This window comes from Variovorax sp. OK605, assembly GCF_900115445.1.
Lineage (GTDB): Bacteria > Pseudomonadota > Gammaproteobacteria > Burkholderiales > Burkholderiaceae_C > Variovorax.
The window spans coordinates 32,739-46,676 of the sequence record NZ_FOWL01000011.1 but is presented as its reverse complement, the minus strand read 5'-3'; the positions used below and the strand labels follow the sequence as shown (position 1 = coordinate 46,676).

General features: G+C 66.7%; 11 protein-coding genes. 3 read left to right on the top strand and 8 right to left on the bottom strand.

Annotation, left to right across the window (positions count from 1 at the left end; translation table 11 throughout):
* The first annotated feature begins 3 nt into the window (after nt 1-3).
* A complete protein-coding gene (locus BM013_RS26505; RefSeq protein ID WP_093130657.1) occupies nt 4-978 on the top strand; it encodes a tripartite tricarboxylate transporter substrate binding protein in 975 nt (324 codons plus the stop codon).
* Complete coding sequence (locus tag BM013_RS26500; RefSeq protein ID WP_093130656.1) at nt 975-2,183, top strand: CaiB/BaiF CoA transferase family protein; 1,209 nt, start codon at nt 975-977, stop codon at nt 2,181-2,183. Before BM013_RS26505 ends, BM013_RS26500 begins: the two co-directional genes overlap by 4 nt.
* Nucleotides 2,184-2,225: 42 nt before the next feature.
* Here the strand turns inward: BM013_RS26500 and BM013_RS26495 are convergent, their stop codons facing one another.
* The 8 genes from BM013_RS26495 to BM013_RS26460 form a co-directional block, all read right to left on the bottom strand.
* Nucleotides 2,226-3,050, bottom strand: a complete 825-nt coding sequence (locus BM013_RS26495) for a YihY family inner membrane protein (protein WP_093130655.1) — start codon at nt 3,048-3,050, stop codon at nt 2,226-2,228.
* 735 nt (nt 3,051-3,785) lie between these two features.
* On the bottom strand, nt 3,786-4,019 hold the full coding sequence (locus BM013_RS26490; protein ID WP_177225571.1) for a hypothetical protein: 234 nt from the start codon (nt 4,017-4,019) through the stop codon (nt 3,786-3,788).
* A gap of 78 nt (nt 4,020-4,097) precedes the next feature.
* Nucleotides 4,098-4,703 carry a glutathione transferase GstA gene (gene gstA / locus BM013_RS26485; RefSeq protein WP_093130653.1) on the bottom strand — a complete coding sequence of 202 codons (606 nt, stop codon included), beginning with the start codon at nt 4,701-4,703 and terminating at the stop codon, nt 4,098-4,100.
* Nucleotides 4,704-4,794: 91 nt separating this feature from the next.
* Nucleotides 4,795-5,667, bottom strand: coding sequence for a glutathione-dependent disulfide-bond oxidoreductase (yghU, locus tag BM013_RS26480; protein WP_093130652.1), 873 nt, complete (start codon nt 5,665-5,667; stop codon nt 4,795-4,797).
* A 75-nt stretch (nt 5,668-5,742) separates the two neighbouring features.
* The gene (locus BM013_RS26475) at nt 5,743-6,831 is read right to left on the bottom strand and encodes an NADH:flavin oxidoreductase (RefSeq protein ID WP_093130651.1); all 1,089 of its coding nucleotides are present in this window, start codon (nt 6,829-6,831) and stop codon (nt 5,743-5,745) included.
* A 27-nt stretch (nt 6,832-6,858) separates the two neighbouring features.
* On the bottom strand, nt 6,859-8,385 hold the full coding sequence (locus BM013_RS26470) for an efflux transporter outer membrane subunit (protein WP_093130650.1): 1,527 nt from the start codon (nt 8,383-8,385) through the stop codon (nt 6,859-6,861).
* The gene (locus BM013_RS26465) at nt 8,382-11,612 is read right to left on the bottom strand and encodes an efflux RND transporter permease subunit (protein WP_093130649.1); all 3,231 of its coding nucleotides are present in this window, start codon (nt 11,610-11,612) and stop codon (nt 8,382-8,384) included. The genes BM013_RS26470 and BM013_RS26465 overlap by 4 nt, the downstream gene beginning before the upstream one ends.
* Nucleotides 11,609-12,787, bottom strand: a complete 1,179-nt coding sequence (locus tag BM013_RS26460) for an efflux RND transporter periplasmic adaptor subunit (protein ID WP_093130648.1) — start codon at nt 12,785-12,787, stop codon at nt 11,609-11,611. The genes BM013_RS26465 and BM013_RS26460 overlap by 4 nt, the downstream gene beginning before the upstream one ends.
* A 180-nt stretch (nt 12,788-12,967) precedes the next feature.
* Between BM013_RS26460 and BM013_RS26455 the strand changes: the two genes are divergently transcribed.
* Nucleotides 12,968-13,885 (top strand): LysR family transcriptional regulator, encoded by a 918-nt coding sequence (locus tag BM013_RS26455; protein WP_093130647.1) that lies wholly within the window; start codon nt 12,968-12,970, stop codon nt 13,883-13,885.
* Nucleotides 13,886-13,938 lie beyond the last annotated feature (53 nt).

Below are 13,938 nucleotides of genomic sequence, written 5' to 3'. Positions count from 1 at the left end.
CACATGACACCGATCTCTAACTTCGTGCGCGCCGCATCCCTCGGCCTGGCACTGGCCGCGGGGGTTTCCGCAGCCGTCGCGTCCTCGTACCCCGAGCGCGCCGTGACGCTCGTCGTGCCGTTCGCCGCGGGCGGCATGACCGACGTGCTGGCCCGCCAGTTGTCGCGCAGGATGCAGGACGAACTCAGGCAGCCGGCCGTGGTGGACAACCGCGTCGGCGCGGGCGGCATCATCGGCGCCGAGCGCGTCGCCAAGTCGCGCCCCGACGGCCACACGCTGCTCATCACGACGACGGCGCACGTCGTCAATCCGGCCATCACCAAGCAACTGCCCTACGACACCGAGAAGGACTTCGTGCCCGTGGCCATGCTGGCGCGCACGCCGAACGTGCTGGTGGTGCATCCCTCGGTGCCCGCGAAGAATCTGCAGGAACTGATCGCGTTCGCCAGGAAGAGCGGCGGCGTGTCCTACGGCTCGTCGGGCAGCGGCGGCACGACGCACCTGTCCGGGGAACTGCTGGCAGCCCGCACCGGCGCGCCGTTTCTGCATGTGCCGTACAAGGGCACGGCGCTGGCGGTGAACGACGTGCTGGGCGGCCAGATCCAGGCGGCCTTCGTCGATGCGCTCACGGCGGTGAAGTACGTCGAGAGCCAGAAGCTGCGCGCCATCGGCGTGTCGACCGCGCAGCGCAACCCCTCGCTGCCCGAGGTGCCCACCATCGCCGAGCAGGGCGTGCCCGGCTACGAGACCGAGATCTGGATCGGCCTGTATGCGCCGCGCGGCACGCCGCCCGAGATCGTGCGGCAGCTCAACCGCATCGCCGTCGGCGCGATGAACGAGCCCGCGTTCAAGGGCATGCTGGCGCGCCAGGGAACGGCACCCGGAACGATGGACACGGTCGCCTTCGAGGCCTACGTGAAGCGCGAGATCGCCAAGTGGCATGCCATCGTGCGCGACGCGCGCATCGAGCCGCAATGAAGGAGAAGGGCGTGACGGCCGCATTGCCTCTTTCGGGCGTACGCATCCTCGATCTCACGAGCGTCATCATGGGGCCCTATGCCACGCAGATGCTCGCGGAGTACGGCGCCGACGTCATCAAGGTCGAACCGCCCGAAGGCGACATCATGCGCGGCATGGGACCGGTGCGCGAAGAAGGCATGGGGCCGGTGTTTCTCAACCTCAACCGCGGCAAGCGCAGCCTCTGCCTCGACCTGAAGTCACCGGGCGCGGCCGAGACGCTGTTGCGCGCGGTGGCCACGGCCGACGTGTTCATCACCAACATGCGCCAGGGCGCGCTCACGCGCCTCGGGCTGGGCTGGGAAGAACTGAAGCGGCACCACCCGAAGCTGATCTACGTCTTTCTGTCGGGGTTCGCACAGGACGGCCCGTACGCGGGCCGCCCCGCATACGACGACCTGATCCAGGGGATGGTGGGGCTGCCCGCGCTCGTGGCCGCCGCAGGCGAGGGCGAGCCGCAGTACCTGCCGCTGAACATCGCCGACAAGACCATGGGCCTCTTCGCTGCGCAGACCGTGCTGGCCGCGCTGCTGCAGCGCAACCGGAACGAAGCCCAAGCGGAGGGACAGTTCATCGAAGTGCCGATGTTCGAGACCATGGCGAACTTCGTGTTGCTCGATCACATGGCCGGCGCGAGCTTCGAGCCGCCGCTCGGGCAGCCGGGCAACCCGAGGCTGCTGTCGCGCTACCGCAAGCCCTATCGCACGCAGGACGGGTGGTTGAGCACGCTGCTCTACACCGACCGGCATTGGGAGAGCTTCCTGCGCTTGGTGGGACAGGATGCGTTGTGGCACAACGACCCGCGCTTTCGCACCATGGCCAGCCGCACGCAGCACATCGACGCGGTGTATGCGTTCGTGGAGCAGCACATCGCCCAACATCCGACGGCGCACTGGCTGGAGGTCTTGCTACACGCCGACATTCCGGTGGCGCGCATTCCCGGCGTCGAGGCGCTCATCCGCGAACTGCGCGACAGCGGCAGCGGCCCGGTGCGGGACTATGCCGATGCGCACGGCAACACCTACGTCGGCCTGGAGCCCGCGGCACGCTGGCTGCATGCGCAGCCGGTGGCGGGGAGGGCGGCGCCTCGCCTGGGGGAGCACACCGAGGAAATCCTGCGGGAGCTTTCGGCGGCGGGCATCGACCATGAGGATCGCGTCCGGTGAGGGTGGCTGCCTGGCGGCGGCATCCGGCACGTCCAGATGCTGCTAGGCCCGTGCGCGCTTGCCCGCCGGTTGTCGCCGGCCGATTGCCAGGTTGGCCGTCACCATGGCCGCCACCAACGTGACCAGCCAGGAGAAGTACACCCACAGCATGAACATGGGAAGCGCCGCGAAGGTCCCGTACAGCGCCTTGTAGGTCGGCACCTTGACGAGGTAGGCCGTGAAGCCGCGCTTGCCGAGCTCGAAAGCCACGCTGGCGATCACGCCGCCCACGAAAGCGTCGACAAGCCGGACCGAGGTGTTCGGCACCAGGTAGAACATGGCCGTCAGCACGGCGATGCCGAGCGCGAGCGGACCGAGATCGAGCACGAAGGCCAGCGGGTGTGGCAGCGCGCCGATCAGGCCCATGGAGATGCCGAGCAGATACGACGTCGCCCAGAGGCTCAGGCCGAGCACCGGCGGGCCGACGGCCAGCATCAGCAGGTACAGGCCGACCCTGCGGAAGAACGGCCGGTTCCGGTTGATCTTCCACATCTGGTTCAGCGCGTTCTCCACGGTGAGCAGCATCGCAACGGCTGTACCCAGCAGGAAGAGCGAGCCCACCCAGGTCAGGCCGCTGGCATTCGCGGCGAACTGGTTCAGGTACTTCATCACCGTGCGTGCGATGTCCATGGGAAGCAGCCTGCTCAGCAAGAGCTCCTGAAGCGCATCCCTCAACCGATGGAAGAGGGGGAATCGCGTGAAAAGCGCGAAGCTCGCGGCCAGCAACGGCACGATGGACAGCAAGGTCGTGAACGCCAGGCTGCCGGCGACCTGGGGCAGGCGCTCCTTGCGGGCGCGTTCGATCGTCAGGCGGATCAGGGAGAACATGGATCGTCGGGGAGGGGAATCGGCTGGTTTCGCGGCCGGATACAGCGCTGGTGCTGCGAAGAATTGTGATCGGCCTGCGAGAACACAAGTGCCGCAACAGGCTCGAACAGCCAGCTGATTGATTTCACTCGGCTTTCGCCTGAGGTGTCGGCGAGTTTAGTCACCGCGAGTGACGCCGAAACTCAAGGACCCAAGGACTCAGGCGTCTCCAGCCACGGCAACCTCGCTCGCTTCATGCCGCAGCTCAGGGTGGCCGGGCTGCGCCCGGCCTGCATGGCAATGCGCCACGGCAACCATCTTTGGCGGCGCCGAGCCTCGACGCATTCAGCCGCGCGACGAAGACGAAGAGCGTCGTTGGGCAGGTAGAGGCGCCGATGAAATTCTCTCGGAACCACGGCCCATTGGGGGCTGATGAGCATCACGATGACCTGGCCGGATGCATACCAGGCGTTTTGCATTTGCCCGCCACCTCGCACAGGTTCATCGATGAAGAAGCCCCTGTCCGCGCTGCCCAAGGACCTGGACCTGCGTACCGATTGTTCAAGGCGCTGCCCGGGTAGGGATAGCGCCGTGCCTGCGACCTTCCCGCTGCGTGACGCAGGCAACGCATCCGCAGCCGGCACTACCAAGCGTCTCCTGACCACCTGCCAGTGCGACGCCGGCGCTGCCCGTTCCATCGCTGCTGCGGGCGCGGTCTTGCGAACAGGGCTCCAAGCGGAGCCCTGTGCGAACGTCTCAGCACGACAGCACCACCATGGGTGGTCCCTGGCCGGTCGGCTGCGTGATCGCTCTGCTCGGCAGGCCCGTGATCTCACGAAGCTGGTAGGCGGCCACGTTGTTGTCGCCGTTGTTCGCGATACAGGCGAACTTGCCCTGGGGCGCGACGACGACCGACGTCGGGTTGGTGCCGATGGTCGGTCCGGTGACCGGGCCGCTCAACAGGCCGGTCGGTCCATCGACCTGGAACACCTGCAGGCCGATGTTCCCCCATCCAGCGGGATGGGGTCGTGTGATGCCATCGTCTCTTTCGAGAGACGGCAGCCCGAACTACTGAAGTTCCTCGGCTTGCAGCGAAGCACGCACGCTGGGCCGCTGCGCCATGCGCGCCATGAAACGCTGGATCCCGGGGTAGCCGGAGATGTCGAGGCCCACGCGCGGGGGCCATGAGAGCACGTTGTAGAGATAGGCATCCGCCACGGAGAACTGGCTGCCCAGAACGTAGTCATTGGCCGCCAGATGTTCTTCGATGTACGCGAACTTGCTGATCAGGTTGCCCTCGGCAAATTTCGTCTTCGACTCCTGGCTCACGAGCGGCGAGAACATCACTGCCATGCCCTTGTGCAGGTCGCTCGCCACGAAGTTCAGCCACTCGAGCGCCTTGTAGCGCTCCCTGGAGCCGAAATGCGGCAGCAGCTTGGCTTCGGGGTGCTTGTCCGCAATCCACTGCAGGATGACAGCGCCTTCCGTCAGAAGGTCTCCATCGTCGAGTCTCAAGGCCGGCACGAAGCCTTTGGGCGTGACCTGGAAGTAGTCGCCTTCCGCGGTGGTCTTGGTCTTGAAGTCCACCTTGATCAGGGTGAACTCGAGGCCGGCTTCGCGAAGCGCGATCTGCGAAGCCAGGCCGCACGAACCGGGCGAGTAATAGAGTTTCATGATGGTCTTGGGTGAGAGGCCCCATGGAGGGGCACAAGGGAATGGCACAACGGGATCGCTCGCGCAGCGAGCGGGTTTTCGAACGCGCTCTTCAGGGCGTCAGCGTGTCGAAGTCGGAGGCATCGTGGCGTTCGCGCAGGAACTCGCCGGGAATGGCCGAGATCCGGTTGACGCGCCTGCCGCGGGCCACGGCAGGCCGGGCGCCGATGGCCCGGTACCAGCGCAACAGGTGCGGGTACTCCTCGACGGCCAGGAACTCGTGCGTGTTGTAGACGCCATAGAGGCTGCCGGGATGCCAGGGCCAGACCGCCATGTCGGCGATCGTGTATTGGTCGCCTGCCAGGTACTCACGGGAGGCCAGGTGCGTGTCGAGCACATGCAGCTGGCGCTTGGTTTCCATGGCGTAGCGATCGATCGCGTACTCGATCTTCAGCGGGGCATAGGCATAGAAGTGGCCCAGGCCACCCCCCACGAAGGGGGCGGAGCCCATCTGCCACATCAGCCAGTTCAGCGTCTGCGTGCGCGCCCGGCGCTCTGTCGGCAAGAAGGCGCCGAAGCGCTCGGCCAGGTACAGGAGGATCGAGCCGCTCTCGAAGACAGGCAGCGGCGGATCGGTGGCGCGGTCGACCAGCGCGGGAATCTTGGAGTTGGGATTGATCTCGACGAAGCCGCTGCCGAATTGGTCGCCCTTGAAGATGTCGATCAACCAGGCGTCGTATTCGGCGTCGGCGTGCCCCGCGGCGAGCAACTCCTCCAGCAGGATGGTGATCTTCTGGCCGTTGGGCGTGCCTTGCGAGTAGAGCTGCAGAGGGTGCTTTCCCACGGGCAGTTCGCGCTCGAACCGGGCACCCGACACCGGGCGGTTGATGCTGCCGAACTGGCCGCCATATTCGTTCTTCGGGCGCCATACCTTGGGGGGCACGTAGCCCGACGGCAGGTTATCGAGAGCAGATGATTCGTTCATGATGACTCCTGGTTTTCGGGTTGGTTTCGGGGTTGGTTTCGGGTGGGTTGGCGATGAGATGCATCGCGCCTGGGGTCAGGCGCTGCCTGGCTCGACAAAGTACGGCCAGCCCCGCATGTGATTGATGAAGCGCTCGCTCAGCCCGCCTGCGCGCAGGTACTGCGCGGGTACGGGAAGCTTCGGGCTGTCGTACATCGGGTCGGCATGGACCCGCAGCGGAAAGTCCCGCACGAGAATGCCGGCCCTGCCGATCAACACGAAGTCGCAACCCTCGTCCAGCAACTGGCTGGCGCGCTGGGCGCTCATGATCTTTCCGGCCGCTCCGACACGCACACCCTTGCGCGGCAGGTCCGTGAAGACACTGAGCATGGTCTTGCCCTGGAAGGGGCCCTCGCGCACGCGCTGGGCTGAATCCCAAAGGGCCAGGTCCAGGTAGTCGATCAGTTCCCGGTCCAGGATTTCCGCGGTGACCTCGCGCAACTCTTCCAGGCGCAGGCCGTAGCGCTCGATCGACAGGCGCCAGCCGATCTGGAAGTCGGGCCCGCAGGCGCGCCGGATGCCCTCGATCACCTCGAGCGTGAGGCGGGCCCGGTTCGCGACGCTGCCGCCGTACTTGTCGGTGCGGTCATTCAGATGCGGCGACATGAACTCCGACAGGATCCAGCCGAAGGCACCGTGCACGGCCACGCCATCGAAGCCCGCGAGTTCGGCCCTGCGGGCAGCGGCAATGAAGCTGTCCCGGATGCGCTCGACCTGTTGCGTCGACAAGGCGTGCACGCCGGGCAAGGTGTCGCCGGACGCTGGCGCGGGAACGCCCCCGAGCAGAGGGTTGGCGCGGTGGCCCGCATGATGCAGCTGGACCGCCGAGAGCCCGCCTCCCCGGCGGATTGCGGCAGCCATCCTCGACAGGCCTGGCAGGTGGCCCTCGCAATGGATGCCCATCTGGCGGTCGAAGGCGATTCCGCCGGCCTCGACCGTGGTCGCGCAGGTCTGGATCAACGCATAGCCTCCTTGCGAGAGTTGCCCGATCCACGCCTGGTCGAACTCGGAGGCCGTGCCATCGCGTTCGCTCTGCTGGTTGGTCAACGGAGCCAGCATGAAGCGGTTCCTCATGGCGGGGCCATGCAGGAGCGTCAGCGGCTTGAAAAGATCGGAAATCGACATCGAAGTCTTTCAAAAGTGGTGAAGGCGTCAGCTCTTCTTTGCGAACGCCGTGGCGCCGGATGCGTCCCAGCCGCCACCCAGCGCCCGCACCAGGTCCACGGTTGCGCGAACCCGTTCGCCTTCGGCCTGGATGAGCGACTGACGACTGCGCAGCAGCGTTCGCTCGGCATCGACGACGCTCAGGTAGTCGACGTCGCCCTCGTCGAAGCGGGCCTTCGCGGACTGGTCCACCCGCGCCGCGGCCTGCGCCGCGCCTTGCTGGTGGGCGAGGCGTTCGTCGAGCGTGCGCATGGACACCAGCGCGTCCTCGACCTCCCGGAACGCCTGGAGCACGGTTTTCCGATACTCGGCCACCCGCTCCTCATAGGCCGCGCGCGCCTTGGCTTCGTCGGCGCGGCGCCGGCCGCCGTCGAAGATCGGCAGGCTCAGGGCCGTTCCCACCAGCGGACCGAGCAGGAAGGTCCGCTGGGACCAGTTGGCCAGGTTGCCGAGGTCGGCCGACTCGTAACCCAGCGATCCGGTCAAGGACAGCGAGGGGAAGAACGCGGCCTTGGCGACGCCGATGCGGGCGTTTTCCGCCGCCATCGCCAGCGCCGCGGCCGCGATGTCCGGCCGGCGTTCCAGCAGCGTGGACGGCAGCCCCGCTGGAATCCGGATGACGGGCAGCACCAGAGGCTGGGCGTTCAGCGCCAAGGTGCCGGGCGCCTTGCCCAGCAGGACGGCCAGCGCATGGGAAGTCAAGGCCTGCTGCTGACGGATCGCTTGCTGCTCCGCCTTTGCCGTGAACAGCTCGGCTCGCGCCTGCTCCGCCACGAACGGTGCCACCGCGCCTGCTTCGCGCTTGCGCTCCAGCAGTTGCAATGCGCCCTCCCGGAGTTGAACGGTCCGGCCCAGGAGTTGTTGTTCGCCTTCGAGCTGGCGAAGGCTGAAGTAGGTTCGGGCCACGTCCGCCTGGACGAGCAGCAGCATCTGGTGGGCCAACGCCCGTGCCTGGGCGGCGTCTGCCTGTGCGGCAGCCACGCCGGATGCGACGCGCCCGAACAGGTCCACTTCATAGGCGACGCTGGCTTGCGCGCGCCAGAGCGTCTGGACGGCGCCCGGCGCGCCATCTCCCAGGCCTGCCGCAGCGCCGCTGGTGCGCTGCCGGTTCGGCCCGAAGCCTGCGTCGATGCTGGGCAGGCGCTGCGATTCGCTGCGCGAGGCCAGGGCCCGTGCCTGCTTGAGCCTCGCCATGGCGATGCCAACGTCAGGGTTGGCTTGCAGCGCCTGCTCTTCGAGCTGCATCAGCACCGGGTCTTGAAAGACCTGCCACCAGGGGGACGGCGCCTGCGTCTGTGTGGGCTCGGCCGGTTGCCAGCGCCCCGGCTCCTCCGAGGGCGCCAACGGCGGCGCCGAGCGATCGTCGGAGGCGGCGAAGCTGGCGGGAATTTCCAGGTCGGGAAGATGCTCCTGCGGGGTGAGCGAGCATGCGGCCAGGAAGACGATGGCGGCCAACGCCAGGGCGGTTTTCGAGAGGCGAGCCAGACGGACGCTCGCTGGGGTTGCGCGGTTCATGCTTGCTCCTCTTGGGGCTTCAGTTCCGGGTGACGGGGAACAGGCGCAGGCGCCTGGTGAGGCACTGGCACAGGCGCCTCGTGGCGGCTGGCGGTGCGCAGCGGTTTGCCATGGCCGAGCGAACGCGCGATCACGTAGAACACCGGGGTGAGGAACAAGCCGAAGAGCGTGACGCCGATCATTCCGAAGAAGACCGAGATGCCCATGGCCTGACGCATCTCCGCGCCCGAGCCGCTCGACAAGACCAGCGGGATGACCCCCATGATGAAAGCGAGCGACGTCATCAGGATCGGGCGCAGCCGCAAGCGGCTGGCCTCGACCACGGCCTTGAGCGTGGACATCCCGGCAATCTCCAGTTCGCGGGCGAACTCGACGATGAGGATGGCGTTCTTCGACGCCAGCCCCACCAGGACGATCAAGCCGATCTGGGTGAAGATGTTGTTGTCGCCTCGCGTCAGCCATACGCCGAGCAACGCCGAGAAGATGCTCATCGGGATGATCCCGATGATCGCCAGGGGCAGCGTCAGGCTTTCGTATTGCGCGGCCAGGACGAAGAAGACCAGGAGCACGCACAGCGGAAGGATCCACACAGCGCTGTTGCCCGCGATGATCTGCTGGTACGTCAGGTCGGTCCACTCGTACGTCATGCCCGGCGGCAGCGTTTCGGCGGCCACCCTCGCGATGGCAGCCATGGCCTGGTCCGACGAGTAGCCGGGCGCCGGGCTGCCGCTCACGTCCGCCGACGTGAAGCCGTTGTACCGGAGCACCTGGTCCGGGCCGTAGGTCTGGCTGACCTGGGCCACCGAAGCCAGGGGAATCATCTGGCCGGTTTCGCTGCGCAGGTGCAGCTGTCCGATGTCGTCGGGCTTGGAGCGGAACTGGCTGTCGGCCTGCATGCGCACCTGGTAGACACGCCCCAGGAAGTTGAAGTCGTTGACGTAGTACGAGCCAAGAAAGGACTGCAGCGTGCTCAGGATCGCGGGCGTGTCCACGCCCAACTGCTGCGCCTTGGCGCGGTCGATGTCTACTTTCAGCTGGGGCACGTTCACGGTGTAGGTCGAGAACAACGGGGCCAGCTCGGGCGCCTCGGCGGCCTTCTTGATGAACGCCTGCGTAGCGGTGTAGAGCGCCTCGTAGCCGAGGTCTGAGCGGTCTTCGATCTGCAGCTTGAAGCCGCCGAGCGTGCCCAGGCCGTAGACCGGCGGCGGCGGAAAGATGCCGGTGAAGGCATGGCCGATGCCGCTGTATTCCCGGGTGAGGTCGGCCGCGACCTGGTCGGCGCTGATGCCCTTGCGTTCCTTGAAGGGCTTGAGCAGCACGAAGGTCAGCGCGGTGCTCGAACTCTTCGTGACGCCGTTGATCGACAGGCCGCTGTAGCCGGACGTGCCCAGGACAGCGGGATGCTTGAGCGCGATCTCGTTCATCTTGCTCATCGTGGCGTCGGTGCGGTCGAGGGTCGAGCCTTCGGGCAGCTGTGCCAGGCTCACCAGGTACTCCTTGTCCTGCGCGGGCACGAAGCCACCGGGCACATGGCCGGTCAGCCACCAGGTGGCACCCAGCAGGCCGGCGTAGACGACGAGCATGGCGCCCTTGCGCTTCAGAAGCCGGCCGACGCCGCCGCCGTAGCTTTCCGAGGTGCGATCGAAGGCGCGGTTGAAGCGGGCGAAGAAGCGGCCCAGCACCCGCTGTGTCACACGGGTCACCACATCGGGCGCTTCGCCGTGGCCTTTCAGCAGCAGGGCCGCCAGCGCCGGGGACAGGGTCAGCGAATTGACCGCCGAGATCAGCGTCGAGATGGCGATGGTGACCGCGAACTGCTTGTAGAACTCTCCGGTCAGGCCGCTGAGGAAGGCCAGCGGCAGGAAGACCGCGGACAAGGTCAGCGCGATGGCCACGATGGGGCCGCTGACCTCGCGCATGGCCTGGTACGTGGCCTCCCGGGGCGCCATGCCTCGGGCGATGTTGCGCTCCACGTTCTCGACCACCACGATGGCGTCGTCGACCACGATGCCGATGGCCACCACCAGCCCGAACAGCGACAGCGTGTTGATGGAATAGCCCGCCAGCAGCAGGAAGCTGAAGGTGCCGACGATCGAGATGGGAACGGCGATCAGCGGGATGATCGATGCGCGCCAGGTCTGCAGGAAGAGGAACACGACCAGCACGACCAGGGCCACGGCCTCCAGCAGCGTCTTGACCACGGCATCGATGCCGGACTGGACCGCACGGCTGGGCTCATAGACAACGCGGTAGGTGACGTCTTCCGGGAATTTTTTCTCGAGCTCCTTCATGGCGCGATGCACGTCCCGGGAAATCTGCAGCGAGTTCGCGCCGGGTGCTTCCTGTACGGACACGGCGACGGCCGGCGCGTTGTCCAGCGTGGCCCGGATGCCGTAGTCCTCGGCGCCCAGCTCCACGCGGGCCACATCGCCCAGGCGCGTGATGGCACCGGCCGCATCGGACTTGATGACGATGTTCCTGAATTCCTCGGGCGTCTTGAGCCGTCCGTCGGCATTGACGTTGAGCTGGAAGGCCGTGTCCGGACTGGCCGGCGCGCTGCCGATGGTTCCCACCGCCGCCTGCATGTTCTGGCGCCGGATGGCGCTGGCCACATCGCCCGCGCTCAGGCCGCGCTGGGCCAGCGCGGCGGGATCCAGCCAGATCCGCATGGCATAGCCGCCGGGGCCCCAGATCACGACGTCGCCCACGCCTTGGATGCGGGCCAGGCGGTCCTTCACATGAAGGAGCGCGTAGTTGCTGATGTAGTTGTTGTCGTAGGTGCCCTTGGGCGACACCATGTGCACGGCGATGGTGATCATCGGCAGGTTCTTGACGGCCGTGACGCCCAGGCGCTGCACGTCCTCCGGCAGCCGCGGCGACGCCTGCGACACGCGGGTCTGGACCAGCTGCTGGGCCCGGTCCGGATCGGTGCCCAGCTTGAACGTGACCGTCAGGTACAGGTGGCCGTCGCCGCTGGCCTTCGAGTCCATGTAGAGCATGTCCTCGACGCCGTTGACCGACTGCTCCAGCGGCGCGGCGACGGTCTCGGCGATCGTCTTGGCGTTGGCGCCCGGGTATTGCGCGTGGATCACCACCGAAGGCGGGATGACCTGCGGGTATTCCGACACCGGCATCTGGAAGGCCGCCACGATGCCCGCGAGCATGATCAATGCAGACAGGACGCCCGCGAAGATGGGGCGGTCGATGAAGAACTTGGAAATGTTCATGACCGCGCCCCTGAAGTCATCGGGGCGGATGCGGCCGGCGCGCCAGCCTCGACCGCTGACACCGCGGCGCCCGGGGCGGCACGGTAGGCACCATCCACGATGACCCTGGCGCCCGGCTCGATGCCGCTGCGCAGCACGCGCTGGCTCCCCTGGAGCACGCCGAGCTCCACGAAGTGCCGCTCTACCTTGTTCTGGGCGTTCACGACGAGGACGTACTTGCGGTCCTGGTCGGTGCCGACCACGGCATCGTCGACCACCACGGCCTGGTAGGGCACGGCGCCCTGCAGGCGCACGCGCGCCTGCAGGCCCGGGAGCATCTCGGGACTCACACGGTCCACGCGCGCCCGCACGCGCACGGTTCCGGAGCGGGTGTCCATCCGGTTGTCGAGGGCCTCGAGCGACGCCGTGTGCGGGAAGTCGGCGTCGACCGCCAGCCCCACCTTCACCGCCGGTTGCGCGCCGCTGCGCAACGACGGCGCGATGAGCCGCAGGTAGCTCTGCTCATCGACGTTGAACGAGGCATACAGCTTGTTCTCCGAAACGATGCGGGTCAGCGGGGCCGAATCCCCGCCGGAACCCACCACGTTGCCGGCAGTGATTTCCGCCCTGGAAATGCGCCCGGCAATGGGCGCGCGGACTTGCGTGTAGCTCAGGTCGAGCTGTGCCTGGGCCACCGCCGCCTGTGCGCCCTTGAGGGCCGCCAGGGCCTCGCTGGCCGCGTTGTCGAGGGCCTCGAACTCACGCTGCGAGATCGACTGCGACTCGACGAGCCGGCGAGCGCGTTGTTGCTCCATGTCGGCATGCCGCAGGCGCGCCTGCGCGCCCACCAGGCCGGCCTGGACCTGCTGCAGCCTGGCCGTGAAAGGCGCAGTGTCGATGCTGAACAGCAGGTCGTTCTGCTGGACGCGCTGGCCATCCTTGAAGTGCACCTTCAGGAGCGTGCCGGGCACCTTCGGGCGCACGTCGACGAGGTCGACGGCCTCGAGGCGGCCGGTGTAGTCCTGGGCATCGAACACCTGGCTCTGCAATGCCGTTTTGTACTTGACCTGGGGGAGCACGGCGGCCGCGGCGGCATGCGCCTGCGGCCCCTTGTCCCAGAAGATTCCCATGCCTGCGCCCGCAACGGCGATTGCAGCCGCGAGGGCCGCCAGATGCTGCTTTCTGAATGAGTTCATGCGACGTCCTTAACGAGTTGGTGAGGCTCAGTTTGGGCGCGAGGGTCGCAAAGATCGAGACGGCAAGCTGGAATTGGTTATTGCATCGGTTGCAACAATCAGCCTGAAAATTGGCAAAACTGGCGCGCAATCTCTAAACTTGTTCTTGTTTGGACAACAAATTTTCGAAGGAACGACACCGTGGACCGTCTTCAATCGATGCAGATCTTTGCCCGCGTGGTGGACATGCACAGCTTCAACCGTGCCGCCGACAGCCTTCTGATGTCCAAGTCGCTGGTCACGCGTGCGATCAAGGATCTGGAGCAATTCCTGGGCGTGCGCTTGCTGCAGAGAACCACGCGCCACCTGAGCCTGACGCCCGAAGGCACGACCTACTACGACCATTGCAGGCGTCTCCTGGCCGAAATCGAGGCGGTGGAATCCAGCTTCCCGGCAAGAGCCGGCAAGCCGCGCGGCCGGATACGGGTGGACATGACGCTGTCGCTGGCCCGGCTGGTCGTCATACCGGCCCTCAAGGACTTCCGGGATCGCTTTCCGGACGTCGACCTCACCTTGACCATGAGCGACCGGAAGGTCGACCTGATCCAGGAGGGCGTGGACTGCGTGGTCCGCACCGGAACGCCGGAGAACTCGGGCACGCTCGTCGCCCGCCGCGTAGGCGCGTTCGATTGGGTCACCTGTGCGTCGCCAACCTACCTCGCCCGTCATGGCGAGCCCACGACCCTGGAGGAGCTGGCGCAGCATCATTCGGTGGGCTACCTGTCGAACCAGACGGCGCGCCCGTGGGACTGGCACTTCGTGGTGAACGGGGAAGACCGGTTCATCACGATGCGCGAGCACCTCGTGGTCGATGACATCGATGCCTATGTGGCCTGCGGCGCCGAAGGCCTGGGACTGATTCGGGCCGGGAGCTACATGGTGCTGCCGTATCTGATCAGCGGGCGCCTGCGCCGCGTGTTGAGTGATTTTTCGGCGCCGGCCATACCGCTTTCCGTGCTCTATCCCCAAAACCGCCACCTCTCGCCGACCGTGCGGGCCTTCGTCGACTGGGTCAGCGAAGTCGTCAAGGAAGCCGAGGCAGGTTGGCGTGTCAACTGAGCCGCTCCTGCAGCCACTTCCAGAGCGTGGGGCCAGAGCGCTTTGCCGCATCG

What these genes read in the sequence shown, in the direction of transcription:
- BM013_RS26505 (WP_093130657.1), top strand. Translation starts at nt 4, where the DNA reads ATGACACCGATCTCTAACTTCGTGCGCGCCGCATCCCTCGGCCTGGCA.
- BM013_RS26500 (WP_093130656.1), top strand. Translation starts at nt 975, where the DNA reads ATGAAGGAGAAGGGCGTGACGGCCGCATTGCCTCTTTCGGGCGTACGC.
- BM013_RS26495 (WP_093130655.1), bottom strand. Translation starts at nt 3,050, where the DNA reads ATGTTCTCCCTGATCCGCCTGACGATCGAACGCGCCCGCAAGGAGCGC.
- gstA (WP_093130653.1), bottom strand. Translation starts at nt 4,703, where the DNA reads ATGAAACTCTATTACTCGCCCGGTTCGTGCGGCCTGGCTTCGCAGATC.
- yghU (WP_093130652.1), bottom strand. Translation starts at nt 5,667, where the DNA reads ATGAACGAATCATCTGCTCTCGATAACCTGCCGTCGGGCTACGTGCCC.
- BM013_RS26475 (WP_093130651.1), bottom strand. Translation starts at nt 6,831, where the DNA reads ATGTCGATTTCCGATCTTTTCAAGCCGCTGACGCTCCTGCATGGCCCC.
- BM013_RS26470 (WP_093130650.1), bottom strand. Translation starts at nt 8,385, where the DNA reads ATGAACCGCGCAACCCCAGCGAGCGTCCGTCTGGCTCGCCTCTCGAAA.
- BM013_RS26465 (WP_093130649.1), bottom strand. Translation starts at nt 11,612, where the DNA reads ATGAACATTTCCAAGTTCTTCATCGACCGCCCCATCTTCGCGGGCGTC.
- BM013_RS26460 (WP_093130648.1), bottom strand. Translation starts at nt 12,787, where the DNA reads ATGAACTCATTCAGAAAGCAGCATCTGGCGGCCCTCGCGGCTGCAATC.